The following is a 16,398-nucleotide window of genomic DNA, read 5'->3' on the forward strand; positions in this document are numbered from 1 at the left end:
TTTCAAAAGGGAATGCTATCCTCGTCCAGAGTGATGCCAGGGTTTTCCGGCTGGCGTGCTTTACCCGAAACACCTTCTGAGACCCGTTGTAAAGCCTCGTCCAGTGTCAACCGTATGACAGGCGTGCCCGGCGGGAAGGCGCTGAGCAAGCGGCTGGGGAAGGCAGCCGATAGTACAACAAAGTGACCTTTGTCGTCTTTGCTGCGGATCAATCGCCCGAAAGCCTGCGCCAATCGCGCGCGGATCATCCGGTCGTCATAGGCGCTGCCACCACCTGCTGCCCGGCGCGCGCGGTGCAGGATGCTGGGCTTGGGCCAGGGCACACCTTCCATCACGACACAGCGCAGCGATTCGCCGGGGACATCGACTCCGTCGCGCAGTGCATCAGTACCAAGCAGTGATGCCCGCGGATCATCGCGGAAAATATCAACCAGCGTGCCGGTATCAATCGGATCGACATGTTGCGCAAACAGCGGAAGCCCGCCACGCGCCAGCCGGTCTGCAATTCGTCCGTGCACCGCGCGTAAACGTTTGATCGCAGTGAACAGGCCCAACACACCGCCTCCCGCTGCCTCGATCATGCGCGCATAGCCGCCGGCCAATGCGGGCAGGTCGCCGCGCTTGATATCGGTGACAATCAGTACCTCTGCTCGGCTCGCATAGTCGAACGGACTTTCAGCCGAGGATAGTTGCGGCTGGACCTCGATATAGGGCGCACCGCTGGCGGCAACGGCGCTTTCCCAATCTTCGCCGTCCCGCAGCGTCGCCGAGGTCAGCATCACGCCATGCGATGGCTCCAAAACGACTTTGGCAAACGGTTTCATTGGATCAAGCCAACGGCGATGGACGCCGATATCAAACTCGCGCGCTTCGGAGCGTTCGACTGACAGCCAATCGACAAATTCGGGGTCACTTGGCCCGCCCATCCGGTTGAGCAGCGATTCCCACGCCGCCAGCAAATCCACACGCCAGCTCAGCGAATGCCGTGCGCCTTCGATCCGCGCGCGACCTTGGCCATCGAGCCAGTCGGGCGCGTCTTCTATGATCGATTCCAGTCTTACACCGAGCTTGATGAGCGGATGCCGGATTGCGGCGAGAGCGCTTTCTGCCTGTCCAGCAAGTTCAACGAAATTGCCGGGAAGTTGCGCAGCCTCGGTCTCGATGCCGTAGCCAGCCTCCTGTCCGCCGCTTTCGTCGCGCGCGTACGTGAGCGAGCGAACCGCAGCGAGTAGGCTCTCGACCGGCCCCCAAGGCTCGTTATCGTTCAATCGCTGCAACCAGCCATCGCTTGGAAGCGTTTGCGCTGCCTTGATCGCTGCTTCGACCGCTTCTCCGCCCGCTTCGTCATAGCTGGCAACATCGGCCAGCCGCGCAGCCAGACCGCGCCTGCGACCTTTGTTTTTGCGTTCCGGCCCGATGATCCAGCGGCGCAGTTCGATTGTTTCCTGCCCGGTGAGTGCGGCGGCAAAGGTCGAATCCGCAGCTTGCATCACATGATGGCCCTCATCGAAGATGATGCGGCTGGGGCGCTGTGCATGGTCGCGGCCTCTGGCGGCGTTGACCATGACCAAAGCATGATTGGCAATCACTAGGTCAGCCTGAGCCGAGGCCCGCGCCGAGCGCTCGATAAAACACTTTCGATAATGGGGGCAGCCCGCATAGACGCATTCGCCGCGTTGATCGGTGAGGGCAGAAATGCCGCGTTTGCGGAACAGCGTACCGAGCCAACCGGGCAGATCACCGCCGATCATATCTCCATCGCGGGAAAAACTGGCCCAGCGCGCAACAAGCTGCGCGAGGATCGCTGGACGGCCGCCAAAGCCGCCTTGCATCGCATCTTCCAGATTGAGCAGACAGAGATAGTTTTCACGGCCTTTGCGCACGACAACCGGGCGACTGCCATCAGGGCGTTGTTCCGGCCAAGCGCGGCGGCTTTCTGACCGCAATTGGCGCTGCAAGTTCTTTGTGAAAGTCGACACCCAAACTGTTCCGCGCGCAGCGTTCGACCACAAAGAGGCAGGCGCCAGATAGCCCAGCGTTTTGCCGATGCCAGTGCCAGCTTGTGCAAGCAGAACATGCGGCATATCGCGCTTGTCGCGGGGTTCGAAGACCTTGCCAGCAGCCTTGGCGTAATCGCGCTGGCCTTGCCGCCTTTCAGCACCATCGCCGGTCAGGTGGTCGAGTTGCGCTTCTATTGTGTCATCGGGAATGGATATCTGCGCGGGTTGCGGGCGCTCGGGCGTTTCTTCCCATTCTGGCAGCTTGGCGAACAGCCACTTCTCCGCCCGTTCAGGCCTACGGATATGTGGGGCCAATATCTGCGCCCATGGCCAACGCATCTTGGTGAGCGATTGGAGGCTGGACCACGCGCCATCGCGTTCGGCCCATTCTTCGCTCTCACAATGCTCGAGGATTTTTCCGGCGGCGAGTTGAAGCAGGGCGGGTACAGTGTCGTCGCTAGTCGGTTCATCCAGTTCCAGCGCATCAGCCAAGCCCTTTGGCGTGGGCACACAGAAGCGCGCCGGGAAAACGAAAGCGAAGAGCTCCAGCAGATCAAGCCCTGAAAGATCGGGATAGCCCAGCCGCGTGGCGACCAGCGGGGCATTGAGCATCAACGCCGGCGTATCCGCCGCCGCCATAATCGCCTCGCCCTTGGACAGCCCGCGTGTATTGCCGTTGGCATCGCGCAGCCATGTACCGGCATGCGAGGCGTGGAGTGCAGCAAGGGGGAGCGGCTGGGGCACTTTACCGCGTTAGAACCAATGCGAAACGCTATTCAAGCCAGCTACCGAGAAATCCGAGGATTGGTGGATCAGCAGTTTGTTAATCGCCGCAAGCTAGCATCTTTTCGAACATTGGAGGGATCGATGAATATTGGCCGGAAATTCGCATTAGCTTTCGCTGCGGTAGCTTGCGCTGCAACACCAGCGTCAGCGCAGCAAAACCCAGCGGCTGTGGTTCAGGCGCACGTAGATGCGTATCGTGCGGGCGATATTGATGCCTTCATGAACACCTTCGCCGCTGGAGCTGTGCTGACCTATGATGGCCAGCGTTTCGTCGGCAAAGCCCAGATACGGCGCGCTTACTCGACGAATTTCCAGCCTGGAGCCCCGACGATCTATATCGCCGGAAGCGAAATGCGCGACGGCAAAGTGGTGTTGTCAGAGGGATATGTTCTAGCCGATGGCACGGACATCTGTTGTTCGCTGTCGTCCTTCACTGTCGCGAATGGGAAGATCACGCGGGTCGATACATACTCCCCTAGCTAGCAGCAGCTCTCTTCGCGCCTGCAACATACGCTTGCAACATGGACGCAAAACCGCAAAAGGCTGCGCCATGACTGACAGCACACTCATGGAAACCGCGCGCAATTCAAAAGCATGGCCTTTTCAGGAGGCGCAGCGCTTGCTGAAACGCTATCCGGACGGGGTCAAACCTGACGGATCGCCTGTGCTATTCGAGACAGGCTATGGCCCATCGGGTCTGCCGCATATCGGAACTTTTCAGGAAGTGCTCAGGACGACATTTGTGCGCCGCGCTTTTGAAGCGATGACCGGCGCACCAACGCGGCTGATTGCGTTTAGCGATGATATGGACGGCTTCCGCAAAGTGCCGACGAATCTGCCCAATCAGGAAATGTTGGCCGAGCATTTGAATAAGCCGCTCTGCCGCATTCCAGACCCCTTCGAAAAGTATGAGAGTTTCGCCGCGCATAATAATGCGATGCTGCGCGAATTCCTCGACCGGTTCGGGTTCGAGTATGAATTTGTCGCTTCATCGGATCGCTACAATGCGGGCGCGTTTGACGACGCTCTGAAGAATGTCCTCGCGCATAATCAGGCGATTCTCGACATTATGCTTCCGACTTTGCGAGCGGAGCGGGCGGCGACATATTCGCCGATCATGCCGATCTCGCCAACCACGGGTGCAGTACTGCAAGTGCCGGTTGATGTCGTTGATGCAGCTGCGGGCACGATCCGCTTCACCGATGAAGATAGTTCGGTGATCGAGCAATCTGCTCTGGGCGGTCAGGCCAAGCTACAGTGGAAAGTCGACTTCGCGATGCGCTGGGTGGCGCTGGGCGTCGACTATGAAATGTACGGCAAGGATCTGACCGATACGGGGATCCAGTCGGGCAAGATTGCCAAAGTGCTGGGCGGGCGTAAGCCGGAGGGCCTAATTTACGAGCTGTTCCTCGACGAGAATGGGGAGAAAATTTCCAAGTCCAAAGGCAATGGTCTGACGATCGAGCAATGGCTTGAATACGGGACCGAGGAGAGCCTTGGCTTCTACATCTTCCCCAATCCGAAAAGCGCGAAACAGTTGCATGTCGGTGTGATTCCGCGTGCGGTTGATGATTATTGGCAGTTCCGCGAGCGTTTGACCGAGCAGCCGCTCGACAAGCAGCTTGGGAATCCTGCGTGGCATTTGCTGCGTGCGAAAGAGAAGCATGACGGGCCGGATGCGCCGGGTGCGGGTGATACGGTGCCGGTGACGTTTGGTTTGCTGCTCAATCTTGCAAGCGTGCTGGGCGCAGAAGCGACAAGTGAAAACGTTGCGGAGTATCTCGACAGCTATATCGGTGAGCCGACCAATAGCCCTGAGCTCAAGCAGATGATTGACGCTGCGGTGGCCTATACGCGCGACTTCATCGTCCCGACGTTGAGCAAGCGCGCACCCGCCGAGAATGAAGCGGCTGCGCTGCGGGCGTTGGATGCGGAACTGGCATCGGCTCCGGCGGATATGTCTGCGGAAGATCTGCAGACCAAGGTCTACGAAATCGGCAAGCAGGAGCAGTTCGGTTTCGAGAACCTACGCGACTGGTTCAAGGCGCTGTATCAGACGTTGCTGGGCAGCGATCAGGGGCCGCGTATGGGCAGTTTTATCGCGCTTTACGGCGTCGAGAATTCACGCAAACTGATCGCCGAGGCGCTGGAGCGCGCTTAACGCACTTTGTGGTTGAGCGGGCGGGTCCGGTACCATTTGGTCAGAACATATTTGACGCCCGCTTCCACCGGTGTTCCCGCGTGCAGCATATTCTCGTTGATCAAGCCCTCGCGATCAGCATTGTTCCAGATCAGCAGTACGCCGGGTTGCGGTGTGATGCGCAGGTCGAGATTGACGAAATGCGTCGCGCCGCCTTTTTCGACCGGATTGAGGAATGCCATCGCAGTCCAACTGCGTTGCCCGCCGCGTTTGCGCTCGATCTTCCAATATTCCTGATCGGGATAGAAAAAGTCGTTATGCGGCTTGAACTGCTGTCCGACTTGATAGCGCTGTCCTTGAATCGCCTCACCAAGCTGCGGTTTCAAGCCAAGCAAATCGTCAATTCGGCTAGAGATATTGGCCATAAACGGCTCATGCGGATTGAGATCGCCCGAATATGATGTGCGGAAACCGGTCGAGTAATCCTGATCAAACAGCTCACTTGGCTTTGCGATGGCATCAACCATCGCCAGCAGCTTCTGGCATTCGGGGCCCTTCAGGAAATGGCTGACTGCATACATATCAGCCTTGTCGCCGGTATCGAGCCGTTCGGCATCGGGATTGGCATCGAGTCGTTTGCGAACCGAATCGCCGACTCGTTTTAGCGCGTCTTTGTCAGGGGGAATTGGGGTCTTGGCCATGGCGGTTTTCTAGCATCCAATCGGCGCGCTTCAAGCCGCTGACTTGCCGAGAGCGCCCTGAATGTTAGGTTGCAGGCAAATTCAGGGAGATGGACTATGAGTGCTGAAGGGCAAACACGCTATTCAACCGGAGCGATGTGGTTCCACTGGATCATCGCAATTTTAGTGATTGTCACTTGGCGGGTGGTTGAGACCGCAGAGCATCTGGAAGGCCCCGATAAGGGGTGGTGGATGGATCATCACAAAGCGCTGGGTATCACGATACTGGTGCTCACTGTCGCGCGGCTGATCTGGCGTTTTACCCATGCAGTGCCTGCTAAAGCGAGCACAACACCAGCATGGCAGCATTTGTTGGCACGCACGCTGCACGTGCTGTTTTATGTGATGCTGATCGGACTGCCAATCGGCGGTTGGCTGGCCAGCTCTTACTTCGGTGGCAGCATCGACATATGGGGCCTGTTTACCGTGCCGGGATTACCCGTCGGCGAATCGCGGGAGACGGGCAAGGCGATCATCGGCCTGCATAAAACCGGAGGTAGCGTGCTGGTCTATCTGGTCGGCTTGCACATTCTCGGTGCGCTCAAGCATATGCTGATCGATAAGGACGGCAATCTCTGGCGGATGCTACCGTGGGGCACACCAAGGGCCTGATTGCGCTCTCGCCCAGCGAAACAAAAAACCCCCGCCAGATTGCTCTGTCGGGGGTTCCTTTTTCCAACCTCTCACCGGCCACTCATTCCGGCGAATAGGCTGTGACTTACCAGAAGAAGTCGTGGATCACGTCGACTGTTTCGCCGGTGTAGATATTCACAAGCAAAACGTCGTCATAGTACCGGACCCAGCGATACGGGCCGTAAACTTCGGGCAGACGGTAGGTCCAAGGATCGTTGATCCAGTACCGGTTGCTGTAGAACAGACTGTCGAGGAAGAACCCGACACTGATCCGGCTGTAGCGATATCCGCGATACGGCGAATAGTACCGGCCCAGGTTAAAGATGTTCCGGTTATAACGGCGGTAATTGTGCCAATTGTACCGCTTGTTATTGCGCCATTGATTGCGGTTCCACCGGCGATAATCACGTCGTGCCTGACGGCGATCCCGGCGTGCATCCGCACGGCGACCATCACGGTATCCGTTGCGATAGGCGCCGCGGCGATTGTCCCGATAGCTCCGGTTGCGGTTGTCGCGGTAGCTGTGATTGCGATCTACCCGACGCTGCGCTCTGCGCTCTGTTTGCCGGCGATCCTGACGGCGGTCAGCGCGGCGATCTTGACGCCGATCTACCCTGCGTTCGACCCGGCGATCCTGACGCCGGTCTGCCCGGTTATTGCGCTGACGCTCTGCACGTTGCCGTGCCTGAGCCGGTGCAATGGCTGGGCCGCGAGCCCGACGTTCTTGCCTGTTATCAACACGGCGATTCTGGCGGACCTGGCGTTGCTCGCGCGCCTGACGCGTTGGCCGTGCCTGATTGGTGCGGCGCTCCTGCCTTACCTGACGCGTCTGACGGCGTTGGTTGTTATTGGCGCGTGTTTCGCGAACTTCTGCCTGAGGCCGGCTGCGTGGCGCTTGCGTGGCACGGTTTGAACGGCGCTGTTGACGCGCTTGCTGGCGTTGCCCGCGATTTTGGCGAGCTTGCCCGCGATCAGGATCACCGCGTTCCGCACGTTGCGATTCGGCAGCAGCCGCTGCCGGAGCAGGAACTGCGATCAGGGCCATCGCCATAGCGAGGGCCGACGCGCTTCCTGCGGTCAGTAGATGTTTGATAGTCATACGGCTCTCCATTTAGAATGCCGCGCCCACCATGCGGCCCTGTTGATGTTTTGTCTTTTAGTTCAGCTTGGCTGACCCGAAACTGAACAAAAGGTAAAGGTTCTTGTTAATGTTGAGTGCGTTTTTGCTGAACATCCATATTCAAAGAGTTTCGATTGACCGATAGCGCTCAAGCATGGCTATAGGGCGTATGGACATCTCGTTAGAGACTATCGCGGATAATATCGCCAATCATCTGCAAACGGGTGCGAATAAACGCAAATCGGCGATGCATACGCCCGTGGTTGGAACAGCGGACGGCGATCTGCGCGTCATGGTTCTGCGTGAATTTGATCCCGTGGCGAACACGTTACGTTTTCATACTGACGGTCGTAGTCCGAAAGTTAGGGCTGTGGGGGCGAACCCGCAGGTCAGCGTGCTGGCCTATGATCCGGCGTCTAAGGTACAGATTCGAATGCGCGGGACAGGGCGCATCGAAACGGATAGTCCTGCAACCGATTCGGCCTGGTTAGAATCGACGGCCTTTGCCCGCCGGTGTTATTTGTCAGAGAAGGCACCGGGTGTCGTCTCTGGTCAACCCATTTCGGGTCTCCCCGAATGGGCCGAGGGTATTGCGCCAACTGATGATCAGGTCGCATCAGGACGCGCAAGCTTTGCGATCCTGATGATCGACGTGGCCGAATATGATTGGCTGTATCTGGCGAATAGTGGGCACCGCCGCGCGCGGCTTGTGGTTGGGGAGGACGGTAAGTTAGCCGGGAACTGGCTTGTTCCCTAACGCGGCTTAGGAAGCGCCGATAATTTCCAACTTAGCCAGCAGGCTCGCTTCATCGAATGGCTTCGTCACATATTCATCCGCGCCGACATCCACGGCTTGGTGAATATCCTTTACGCTCGAATGCGTGGTACAGAACACAACCTTCGGCCGTTTAGCATGGTTGAGCGCGCGCAATTCGGCCAGAAACTCGATACCGGTCATGATCGGCATATCCCAATCGAGGATAATGAGATCGGGCATGGCGAGTTTGCACTTCTCCAGAGCCTCTTCGCCATTCTCTGCTTCTGCCGTCACATAGCCGCGACTTTCCACGATCTTGCGCGCGACTTTGCGGATCATCCGCGAGTCGTCGACCAGCAGGCAATAGCGTGCCTTCTGCGTAGCACCCTGAACTGCGGTTGGTTTCGGCGGCGCAACGCGGCGACCATATGAAGGCGCGTTGTCGGCCTGCGGCGGAACTTCCGCCGGAGCTTCTGCCTCGGGCGCGATCGGAGCGGCAGACTTCGCATCAGCGGTTGGCCGCCCTTCAGGCTGTCCCTGTTCGGACGTATGCTCGGGCATATTGCGGCGTTTGATCAGATTGTGAATGGGACTACCTCCCCTTGAACGGAGCCATGTTCTTGGCTACCGTGGCCCGATCCGGCGAGTTCTTGCTCACCGGCAGTCTTGCGGACGTGGAGGTATGGCACCCAGACATCACCATATTCGGCTTTCTGATACCACAGATCGAGAATGTCGTAGGAAGCCCAGAACCCGCTCTGGTCTTGTAATCGGACACCTTCGCCAATGCGCGGCACGACGGAGAATTTCAGTCTCTCGTGCGATTGGGTGGTCTCGTTCTGGATTTCGACATCTATCATTGTTTGCGCCTCTGACTTCGACAGTGGTGCTAGATGAAATTGCTTGATGAATTGGAAACAAAGTGTTGCGGCGGCATTAACCATGCCTTCACTAGTTGACCGATTGTCTTGTCATTCAAGGGTGCGTGAGCCAATGAGTATCGCGTGAATCGGATCGCCGCCCTTTTTGCTTGTTTGGCGCTATGCGTGACCGCTTTGGTCCCGTCCGGCTATATGGCCGTGCAGGCTGCAGATGGCAGCGTGACCATCCGGATTTGTAACAGCCAAGGCAGCGGTGGCACTGCGATTGCGTCTGACCATCCGCTCTATGAAGCATTGCTGCAAAGCCAGCAGCAGCGCGATGGCCACGATGATACAGCAGATGATGAACCATGCGATACAGGGCCATCCTCACTGGCGCATCTGGATACAAAAGATGCCGGTGCCGAGCGCATGGCGTGCTCTTTGCCCGCACAGCATACGGCTACGGCGCTGACGGGCATCTTTCCCAGCGGCCTGCCGCCTTCAACAGGGCCGCCACTTTCCTGAAGAACCGGCTTCCGGGCGACGACGATCTGCGCCCGCATTTTTGATTCAATCAGGAAATTCACATGAGAACGACGACATTTTTTGCGGGCGCAATCGCGCTTGCCACCGCTCTGCATCCTATCACCGCCGCGCAGGCGCATGATGTCTATGCAGACGACCACGCACCCATCGGGGTGATGGCAGATCATGCTCACAAAAAGGGCGAGATCATGTTTTCCCTTCGCGCGATGCATATGGAGATGGAGGGCAATCAGATTGGTACCGACTCGGTCACGCCAGACACTATCGTGACCACAATTCCAAACCGCTTCTTTGGTGTTCTTGGCCAGCCACCAACATTGCGGATCGTGCCGACCGAAATGCGCACTGATATGTATATGCTTGGCGCGATGTATGCGCCGTCTGATAGCGTTACGCTGATGGTGATGGGCAATTATATCGAGAAGGAAATTGACCATATCACCTATCAAGGCGTCATTGGCACGACGCAGCTTGGTGCGTTTACCACCAACCCCAAAGGCCTAGGCGATGTGAAGGTCGCGGCTCTGTTTCCGCTGCTGGGTCATCCCGATCCGACGGACGATGTACGCGATGAGCTTACGCTCAAGGCCGGCATTAGCATTCCGACCGGATCGACCACCAAGACCGATGATATTCTGACCCCGATGGGCGGCAATCCGACGGTGCGGGTGCCGTATATGATGCAGCTTGGTACGGGTACGTGGGACTTGGAACCAGCGCTGACTTACAAAGCGCGGCGCGGTGAAATGGGCTTTGGCGTTCAGGGAAGCGCTTCGATCCGCACTGGCACCAATGATGAAGGCTATAGCTTCGGCGATGTCTATGAGGGCACCGCTTGGGTCAGCTACCGGCCCGCGCAATGGGTAAGTCTGTCAGGCCGGGTCAAAGCCCGCACGATGGGGCAGGTTGACGGCATTGATCCGTTCATTGTCGGCCCGGTCCAAACCGCAAATCCTGATTTTCAAGGGGGCGATCGGGTGGACCTGCTTGCAGGCGTGAACTTCGTGGGCACACATGGAGCGCTGGCCGGTCACCGGCTGGGCATCGAGCTTGGCAAGCCTGTCTATCAGGACCTCAATGGTCCGCAGATGGCCGGAGATTGGATGCTCACCGTCGGATGGCAGAAAGCGTTTTGATCTAAGCTGAGGTAAGTCTGTGGCGGGGTGCGTCTGACCGGTCGCGCTCCGCCTAGGCTACCTTCGCCGTGTCCTCTGCAGTGGGCAGATCAGTCTTACGCCGCGCTGGGGCTACAACCTCATCATTGCTCATGCAGACCGCATTGCGGCCCGAATTCTTGGCCTGATACAGCGCTTTATCAGCGCGGCCGAACAATTCGCCATATGTATCGCCCGCTTCGAAATCGGTGGCGCCAAAGCTGGCGGTCAGATGGGTGCTATCACCCATGCCATTGACCCGTATGCCGGTTACCCCAATGCGCAGCCGTTCTGACAAAGAGCGTGCGACCTTGCTGTCAGCATCCCAGATCAAGATGCAGAATTCTTCACCGCCGACGCGGCCACAGATATCGGTGTCGCGGACTGTATCCAGCACCAACGATCCAAACGCTTCAATTGCATCATCGCCGACCTGATGGCCCCAAATGTCGTTCACCTGCTTGAAGTGGTCGATATCGCCGATGATCAGAGCAATCGGCACATCTTGGCGCTGGGCCTTTGCGATTGCCTTCTCAACCCGCGCTTCGAATGCGGGGCGCGTCAGCAGACCGGAAAGCTTGTCATGCGCAAAATTCTCATGCACCGCGTTAAACTGGTCCTTGATGCAAGCGGCGATCAGCGACAGGCCCAAGACCATGGAGCCAACCCCCATCACCAGCGTCAACGCGATGTAGTAAACAGATTCGCGATAGTCGCTCACGCCAATATCCGGTGAGAACATGAACGACAGCGGCGGCCGCATGAACAATTGCATGACGTTGACGATGATCACCCACATCACGACCTTTTCGATCAGATCATTGTTGGGTTTCTGTGCAATCAGCAACGCCGCAACGCCGAAGATCAGGCCATAGGTGGTGTTGGCGATGTAGAGATCTGCTTCGATGTTATTGCCAAACAGCAGCGATACGATTCCCAATCCCCCGCCAAGCACGGCGATACCGGTCAGCGCGCGCATCGGCACCTGGATGCTGACCCGGTTCAGGATGCCCCAGACCATCAAAATGCAGCCAATTGTGTACGGGATGTTGGTCAAGCTCACATTGGCGCGGCCCAGGCTGACGGGCGTCAATTGCGAGATGAAAAAGCCAAGAGAAAGGCACGTGTACCCCAGCGCCATAGCGAGAGTCGCTTGGCGCGTGCGGTCACGGCTCCATAAAATGAAGAAAGTGATCGCAAATACTGCCGCGGTCAGCGGCGTTAGTAGTGATTGAACTCCCTCGCTCACGCGGGTCTCCTGATAGTCCTCGGCTATGCGATAGGAGGAGGGGGTTAATTTGCGGTAAGGATGCGGGTTAGGGATGAGTCGCAGCGTGACGATGGGTTTAGTTGACAAAGTACATCCCGGGACGGGCATATTATGCGCCACAGGACATTTGTATTGCCGGATTCACATTTCAAAGAGCCGATGAGAGGCTAGCAAGGGATGCGCGTGTAGGAAAATCGCAGGAGTGGGGAGGGCGTGATATGGACTCTGCATGCATGACGAGTTTCAACCTTGCGTCTACATCATGGCGTCCTCGCGAAACGGGACACTTTATACTGGCGTGACTTCACATCTGTTGCAGCGCGTAGCTCAGCACCGGGAAGGCGCAATCGCCGGTTTCTCTGCTGACCATAGTACAAAACGGCTTGTGTGGTTCGAACTTCACGGAACGATGGAGGATGCGATCCTGCGCGAGAAGCGGATCAAGAAATGGCGGAGGGCGTGGAAGATTGAGCTGGTCGAGAAGGACAATCCGACGTGGCGCGATCTGGCCGAGGATTACGGGTTTGAGGCGTTGGGTTAAGGTGGCTCAGCAGAACTAGACTCAAACTTCGTCATTCCCGCGAAAGCGGGGAGTCGTAGACGTGCGAAGCACAATCCAGAGCAACCAATCACGAAGCCACCCTAGATTGTCCTTTGGATAGCTTCGCTTCCCCGCTTTCGCGGGAATCACGAGGAGCCTAATTCCATCCGGTTAGTCTCAGGCTAGACCTTCTCTAAGTCGTCAAACTTCAACAGCGCTTTACTGAGGTCTACCCTTGGGAGGTCAAGTTCGACAAGCTTTCCCACAGCCAACTCGTCGTAAGCTTTGGCTGCTCGATATGCTCGACCGGAGTTCTCGCGAACAATCTCGACCAGACCTTGGGCAATTGTTTCCGCTTGAGCCTCACGGTCGGCAAGCATTACCTGCTGATCTCCTGGAATCCGGTAGGTTGTCTTTCCATCGGGACCTTCATGTCGCTCTTTTGCACCTTCATAAATCTCAGAGAGCCGTTCTTTCTTTATCTTGAACTCTTGCAACAAGGCGATTTGTGTTTCGTAGGGTCTTCCAAGCAAATCTATGCGATTAATGAGATCAATGCCTGTCTCATCGGCAAAAGCGGAGAGCTCCAAATAGGCAAACGGGTTCTTTAGGTCCGTTCGAGTTCCGGCAAGCGCTGAAAGCCTCTTGTGCAGCTTCGATTCATCGCGTGTATCGATCATTAGATCGATCTGTTGTCGTGTTGAAAGTATGTCGTTTACGACACTTGTTAGAACCGCATAAAACCGTATCCCAACTAGCCGTTTCTGATGTCTACGTTCGTCACGATTCCTTTCGGTTTCTTCTCTGGAAGCATTTCGTGCCAGAAGATAGGCTGGGATGGCACTACCGGCGGAGCCTACAATAGCCCCGACAATCGCAGCCCAGAATTCGCTCCCCAAACCGATCACCTAGTCAGCTTCTTATAAGCCAACCTCGTAGGTCGATCCGCAGCATCACCAAGGCGCCGCCGCTTATCTTCCTCATATGCCTCGAAGTTGCCCTCAAACCATTCCACATGTGAATCGCCTTCGAAAGCCAGAATATGCGTTGCTAACCGATCCAGGAAGAAACGGTCGTGCGAAATTACCACGGCGCAGCCGGCGAAGTTTTCGATGGCGTCTTCCAGCGCGCGCAGGGTTTCCACGTCGAGATCGTTGGTTGGCTCATCCAATAGCAGCACGTTGCCGCCTTCTTTCAGCATCTTCGCCATGTGCACGCGGTTGCGTTCACCGCCGGACAGTTTGCCGACGACTTTTTGCTGGTCCGCGCCTTTGAAGTTGAACGCGCCCACGTAAGCGCGTGTGCTCATGTCGTGGCCGTTGACTTTCATATAGTCGAGCTCGTCGCTGACTTCCTGCCAGACGTTGTTTTTCGGGTTCAGATCGTCGCGGCTTTGGTCGACGAAGCCCAGATGCACTGTCTCACCAATGTCGATGGTGCCGCTATCGGGTTGTTCCTGACCGGTGATCATTTTGAACAGCGTTGATTTACCTGCGCCGTTAGGCCCGATTACGCCGACGATACCGCCCGGTGGCAGCATGAAGTCGAGATTTTCAAACAGCAGCTTGTCACCAAAGGCTTTGGAGATACCCTTGGCTTCGATCACTTTGCTACCGAGGCGTTCGGGTACCTGAATAACGATCTGCGCCTTGCCCGGTTTGCGGTCCTGCTGCGCTTCCTGCAGCTGTTCAAACTTGCGGATACGTGCTTTCGATTTTGTCTGGCGGCCTTTGGTACCCTGACGGATCCATTCGAGTTCTTCAGACAGCGCTTTCTGGCGGCCGGAATCCTCGCGGTCTTCCTGCTCCATCCGCTTGGCTTTCTTCTCGAGATAGGTCGAGTAATTGCCTTCATAGGGATAGTACGACCCGCGATCGAGCTCCAGAATCCACTCGACGACATTGTCGAGGAAGTAGCGATCGTGGGTGATCATCAGGACGGCGCCGGCATATTCCTTGAGGTGGTTTTCCAGCCACTCGACGGATTCGGCATCAAGGTGGTTGGTAGGCTCGTCCAGCAGCAGGATTGACGGCTTTTGGATCAGCAGGCGGGTGAGGGCGACGCGGCGGCGTTCACCGCCCGACAGGTTCTCAACCGAGTGGTCGGATGGCGGGCAACGGAGTGCCTCCATCGCGATTTCGAGCTGGTTGTCGAGCGTCCAGCCGTCAACAGCGTCAATCTTCTCCTGAAGCTCGCCCATTTCTTCGCCCAGCGCTTCAAAATCGGCATCAGGCTCGGCCATTTCGGCAGTCACCGCGTTGAAGCGGTCGACCATGTCGGCAATGCCGCGCGCGCCGTCTTTGACGTTTTCGAGAACGGTCTTGCTATCGTCCAGCTCCGGCTCCTGTGCCAGATAGCCGACAGTGATATTCTCACCCGGCCATGCTTCGCCGGTAATGTCGGTATCGAGGCCCGCCATGATCTTGATCAACGTCGATTTACCCGCGCCGTTGGGGCCAACGATGCCGATTTTCGCGCCTTGGTAAAATTGCAGATTGATGTTCGACAAAACCGGCTTCTTCGCACCGGGGAAAGTCTTGGTCATGTTCTTCATGACATATGCGTATTGCGCGGCCATTTGGCGTGTCCTTCGAGAAGTCTTCAAATTTGTAGAATGTGGTGCGCAGATAGGGGGTGAATGCCCTCGGGGCAAGGCGGCTCGGTAGCTTTTCGAATCATCGTGGGATGACGGCGTCGTGAATAGATTGCAGCAAATTTTAGGTTGCGCGCTACTCGGATATTTGCAGTCAAATATATTAGTTCGACTCCCTATATCAATAGTGATACTCTAATTTGAGTCGCAATATAATATTAAGTACACAAAGAAATCATCCTATCCGACAGGTATTGAAAATGTCCATATATCACACTAAAATTACAGAAAATATTACTAACCCTGATCTAGATGGCGAGTGGGTTGAAATAGAAGGTTTGCGAGTTAATATTCAGCCTGCGGGAGCGGGTAATATTGCGCTCGTTACGTTTACTGCGCCATACGCTTATTGCACTAATACATATAACGCCAATGGTACTGGTTTCAGGATAATGAAGCATCAAGGCCGTGGTGGTAACCCGCTCGTGGTAGCGGCTGGAGCGTTCACGAATTGGGTGCCCAGCGAAAATGGGCGCGTGCCGGTTTCGATCACTGGAACTGTCGAATTGGGTGATCCAGAGCCGTTCCCTGTATGGGTTGAGTGGCAGTCCATTCGCGGATCGAACTGCTACATCCAGGCCCTGCAAGACGGAGCACCATCTGCCACGCTGACTGCGATTGTCGATTCTGCCGCCAACTAGGATTGAAAACAGGCCGTCGGGGATAGCATTCGGCATACGATTTACATTGTACGTTTAACGCGCAGTGTAAGCCGTTGCTGGGAGGTGTATTGTGACTAAGCTGACGGACAATTTCACGCTGGCGGAGATGGTCCGTTCGCAGCAGGCGAGCCGCCGCGGTATTCCGAACAATCCGGGGTCGCGGGAAGTGGTTGCATTGCGGATCCTCTGTGAGAATGTTCTCCAACCCGTGCGTGATCATTTCGGCAAGCCGGTCAATGTCAGCAGCGGCTTTCGTTCTCCGCGCCTCAACCGCGCGATTGGCGGATCGGGAACCAGCCAGCATTGTTTGGGGGAGGCCGCTGATTTCACCGTATCCGGCGTGAGCAATCTGGAGGTGTGTCGGTGGATGGAGCGCCGGCTCAATTATGATCAGCTGATCTATGAATTTGGCGAGCCGGGCTGGGTTCATTGCAGTTTCAGCGCTGACCGGATGCGCAATATGGAATTGTCCGCAGTGCGTTTGGGCGGGCGTGTGGAGTATTTGTCGGGTCTGCGCGCCTAAGAGCCTCGCA

General features: G+C 56.7%; 17 protein-coding genes. 9 read left to right on the plus strand and 8 right to left on the minus strand.

The window, feature by feature from the left end; all coding sequences use genetic code 11:
- Positions 1-2: 2 nt before the first annotated feature.
- The gene (locus J9777_RS02850; RefSeq protein WP_209347279.1) at positions 3-2,744 is read right to left on the minus strand and encodes an ATP-dependent DNA helicase; all 2,742 of its coding nucleotides are present in this window, start codon (positions 2,742-2,744) and stop codon (positions 3-5) included.
- Between the two features lie 123 nt (positions 2,745-2,867).
- Between J9777_RS02850 and J9777_RS02855 the strand changes: the two genes are divergently transcribed.
- Together J9777_RS02855 and J9777_RS02860 are read left to right on the plus strand one after the other, a co-directional pair.
- Positions 2,868-3,269, plus strand: coding sequence for a nuclear transport factor 2 family protein (locus J9777_RS02855; protein ID WP_209347280.1), 402 nt, complete (start codon positions 2,868-2,870; stop codon positions 3,267-3,269).
- A gap of 67 nt (positions 3,270-3,336) precedes the next feature.
- Positions 3,337-4,947 (plus strand): lysine--tRNA ligase, encoded by a 1,611-nt coding sequence (locus J9777_RS02860; protein WP_209347281.1) that lies wholly within the window; start codon positions 3,337-3,339, stop codon positions 4,945-4,947.
- Here J9777_RS02860 and J9777_RS02865 read toward each other — a convergent pair.
- Complete coding sequence (locus tag J9777_RS02865) at positions 4,944-5,627, minus strand: 2OG-Fe(II) oxygenase (RefSeq protein WP_209347282.1); 684 nt, start codon at positions 5,625-5,627, stop codon at positions 4,944-4,946. The two genes, J9777_RS02860 and J9777_RS02865, sit on opposite strands and share 4 nt — an antisense overlap.
- Before the next feature lie 96 nt (positions 5,628-5,723).
- Here J9777_RS02865 and J9777_RS02870 point away from each other — a divergent pair, with 96 nt between their 5' ends.
- Positions 5,724-6,278 carry a cytochrome b gene (locus tag J9777_RS02870; RefSeq protein ID WP_209347283.1) on the plus strand — a complete coding sequence of 185 codons (555 nt, stop codon included), beginning with the start codon at positions 5,724-5,726 and terminating at the stop codon, positions 6,276-6,278.
- 106 nt (positions 6,279-6,384) lie between these two features.
- On the opposite strand, the gene J9777_RS02875 is transcribed toward J9777_RS02870, so the two are convergent.
- Complete coding sequence (locus J9777_RS02875) at positions 6,385-7,398, minus strand: RcnB family protein (protein WP_245228486.1); 1,014 nt, start codon at positions 7,396-7,398, stop codon at positions 6,385-6,387.
- Positions 7,399-7,573: 175 nt separating this feature from the next.
- Between J9777_RS02875 and J9777_RS02880 the strand changes: the two genes are divergently transcribed.
- A complete protein-coding gene (locus J9777_RS02880) occupies positions 7,574-8,176 on the plus strand; it encodes a pyridoxamine 5'-phosphate oxidase family protein (protein ID WP_245228487.1) in 603 nt (200 codons plus the stop codon).
- A 6-nt stretch (positions 8,177-8,182) separates the two neighbouring features.
- On the opposite strand, the gene J9777_RS14775 is transcribed toward J9777_RS02880, so the two are convergent.
- Both J9777_RS14775 and J9777_RS02890 read right to left on the minus strand, forming a co-directional pair.
- Positions 8,183-8,737 (minus strand): response regulator, encoded by a 555-nt coding sequence (locus J9777_RS14775; protein ID WP_209347284.1) that lies wholly within the window; start codon positions 8,735-8,737, stop codon positions 8,183-8,185.
- A gap of 14 nt (positions 8,738-8,751) precedes the next feature.
- Complete coding sequence (locus J9777_RS02890; RefSeq protein WP_209347285.1) at positions 8,752-9,036, minus strand: hypothetical protein; 285 nt, start codon at positions 9,034-9,036, stop codon at positions 8,752-8,754.
- A 186-nt stretch (positions 9,037-9,222) separates the two neighbouring features.
- On the opposite strand from J9777_RS02890, the gene J9777_RS02895 reads away from it, so the two are divergent.
- Both J9777_RS02895 and J9777_RS02900 read left to right on the plus strand, forming a co-directional pair.
- On the plus strand, positions 9,223-9,564 hold the full coding sequence (locus tag J9777_RS02895; protein WP_209347286.1) for a hypothetical protein: 342 nt from the start codon (positions 9,223-9,225) through the stop codon (positions 9,562-9,564).
- Between the two features lie 62 nt (positions 9,565-9,626).
- On the plus strand, positions 9,627-10,721 hold the full coding sequence (locus J9777_RS02900; protein WP_209347287.1) for a transporter: 1,095 nt from the start codon (positions 9,627-9,629) through the stop codon (positions 10,719-10,721).
- Between the two features lie 52 nt (positions 10,722-10,773).
- On the opposite strand, the gene J9777_RS14780 is transcribed toward J9777_RS02900, so the two are convergent.
- On the minus strand, positions 10,774-11,988 hold the full coding sequence (locus J9777_RS14780; RefSeq protein WP_209347288.1) for a GGDEF domain-containing protein: 1,215 nt from the start codon (positions 11,986-11,988) through the stop codon (positions 10,774-10,776).
- A 250-nt stretch (positions 11,989-12,238) separates the two neighbouring features.
- On the opposite strand from J9777_RS14780, the gene J9777_RS02910 reads away from it, so the two are divergent.
- The gene (locus J9777_RS02910) at positions 12,239-12,550 is read left to right on the plus strand and encodes a GIY-YIG nuclease family protein (RefSeq protein ID WP_209347289.1); all 312 of its coding nucleotides are present in this window, start codon (positions 12,239-12,241) and stop codon (positions 12,548-12,550) included.
- Positions 12,551-12,732: 182 nt separating this feature from the next.
- Here the strand turns inward: J9777_RS02910 and J9777_RS02915 are convergent, their stop codons facing one another.
- Positions 12,733-13,230: a hypothetical protein gene (locus J9777_RS02915; RefSeq protein ID WP_209347290.1), complete on the minus strand. Its 498-nt coding sequence runs from the start codon at positions 13,228-13,230 to the stop codon at positions 12,733-12,735.
- Between the two features lie 224 nt (positions 13,231-13,454).
- The gene (gene ettA, locus J9777_RS02920) at positions 13,455-15,128 is read right to left on the minus strand and encodes an energy-dependent translational throttle protein EttA (protein WP_209347291.1); all 1,674 of its coding nucleotides are present in this window, start codon (positions 15,126-15,128) and stop codon (positions 13,455-13,457) included.
- A 467-nt stretch (positions 15,129-15,595) separates the two neighbouring features.
- On the opposite strand from ettA, the gene J9777_RS02925 reads away from it, so the two are divergent.
- Positions 15,596-15,844, plus strand: coding sequence for a hypothetical protein (locus J9777_RS02925; protein ID WP_209347292.1), 249 nt, complete (start codon positions 15,596-15,598; stop codon positions 15,842-15,844).
- A gap of 91 nt (positions 15,845-15,935) precedes the next feature.
- Positions 15,936-16,388, plus strand: a complete 453-nt coding sequence (locus tag J9777_RS02930; RefSeq protein ID WP_348631917.1) for a D-Ala-D-Ala carboxypeptidase family metallohydrolase — start codon at positions 15,936-15,938, stop codon at positions 16,386-16,388.
- The last annotated feature ends 10 nt before the right edge of the window (positions 16,389-16,398 follow it).

It is taken from the genome of Pontixanthobacter sp. CEM42 (assembly GCF_017812015.1).
GTDB lineage: Bacteria > Pseudomonadota > Alphaproteobacteria > Sphingomonadales > Sphingomonadaceae > Pontixanthobacter.

Excerpts from the sequence above, each read along its gene's own strand:
- J9777_RS02855 (WP_209347280.1), top strand. The coding sequence starts at position 2,868 with ATGAATATTGGCCGGAAATTCGCATTAGCTTTCGCTGCGGTAGCTTGC.
- J9777_RS02860 (WP_209347281.1), top strand. The coding sequence starts at position 3,337 with ATGACTGACAGCACACTCATGGAAACCGCGCGCAATTCAAAAGCATGG.
- J9777_RS02865 (WP_209347282.1), bottom strand. The coding sequence starts at position 5,627 with ATGGCCAAGACCCCAATTCCCCCTGACAAAGACGCGCTAAAACGAGTC.
- J9777_RS02870 (WP_209347283.1), top strand. The coding sequence starts at position 5,724 with ATGAGTGCTGAAGGGCAAACACGCTATTCAACCGGAGCGATGTGGTTC.
- J9777_RS02875 (WP_245228486.1), bottom strand. The coding sequence starts at position 7,398 with ATGACTATCAAACATCTACTGACCGCAGGAAGCGCGTCGGCCCTCGCT.
- J9777_RS02880 (WP_245228487.1), top strand. The coding sequence starts at position 7,574 with ATGGCTATAGGGCGTATGGACATCTCGTTAGAGACTATCGCGGATAAT.
- J9777_RS14775 (WP_209347284.1), bottom strand. The coding sequence starts at position 8,737 with ATGCCCGAGCATACGTCCGAACAGGGACAGCCTGAAGGGCGGCCAACC.
- J9777_RS02890 (WP_209347285.1), bottom strand. The coding sequence starts at position 9,036 with ATGATAGATGTCGAAATCCAGAACGAGACCACCCAATCGCACGAGAGA.
- J9777_RS02900 (WP_209347287.1), top strand. The coding sequence starts at position 9,627 with ATGAGAACGACGACATTTTTTGCGGGCGCAATCGCGCTTGCCACCGCT.
- J9777_RS02910 (WP_209347289.1), top strand. The coding sequence starts at position 12,239 with ATGCATGACGAGTTTCAACCTTGCGTCTACATCATGGCGTCCTCGCGA.
- J9777_RS02915 (WP_209347290.1), bottom strand. The coding sequence starts at position 13,230 with ATGATCGATACACGCGATGAATCGAAGCTGCACAAGAGGCTTTCAGCG.
- ettA (WP_209347291.1), bottom strand. The coding sequence starts at position 15,128 with ATGGCCGCGCAATACGCATATGTCATGAAGAACATGACCAAGACTTTC.
- J9777_RS02925 (WP_209347292.1), top strand. The coding sequence starts at position 15,596 with ATGAAGCATCAAGGCCGTGGTGGTAACCCGCTCGTGGTAGCGGCTGGA.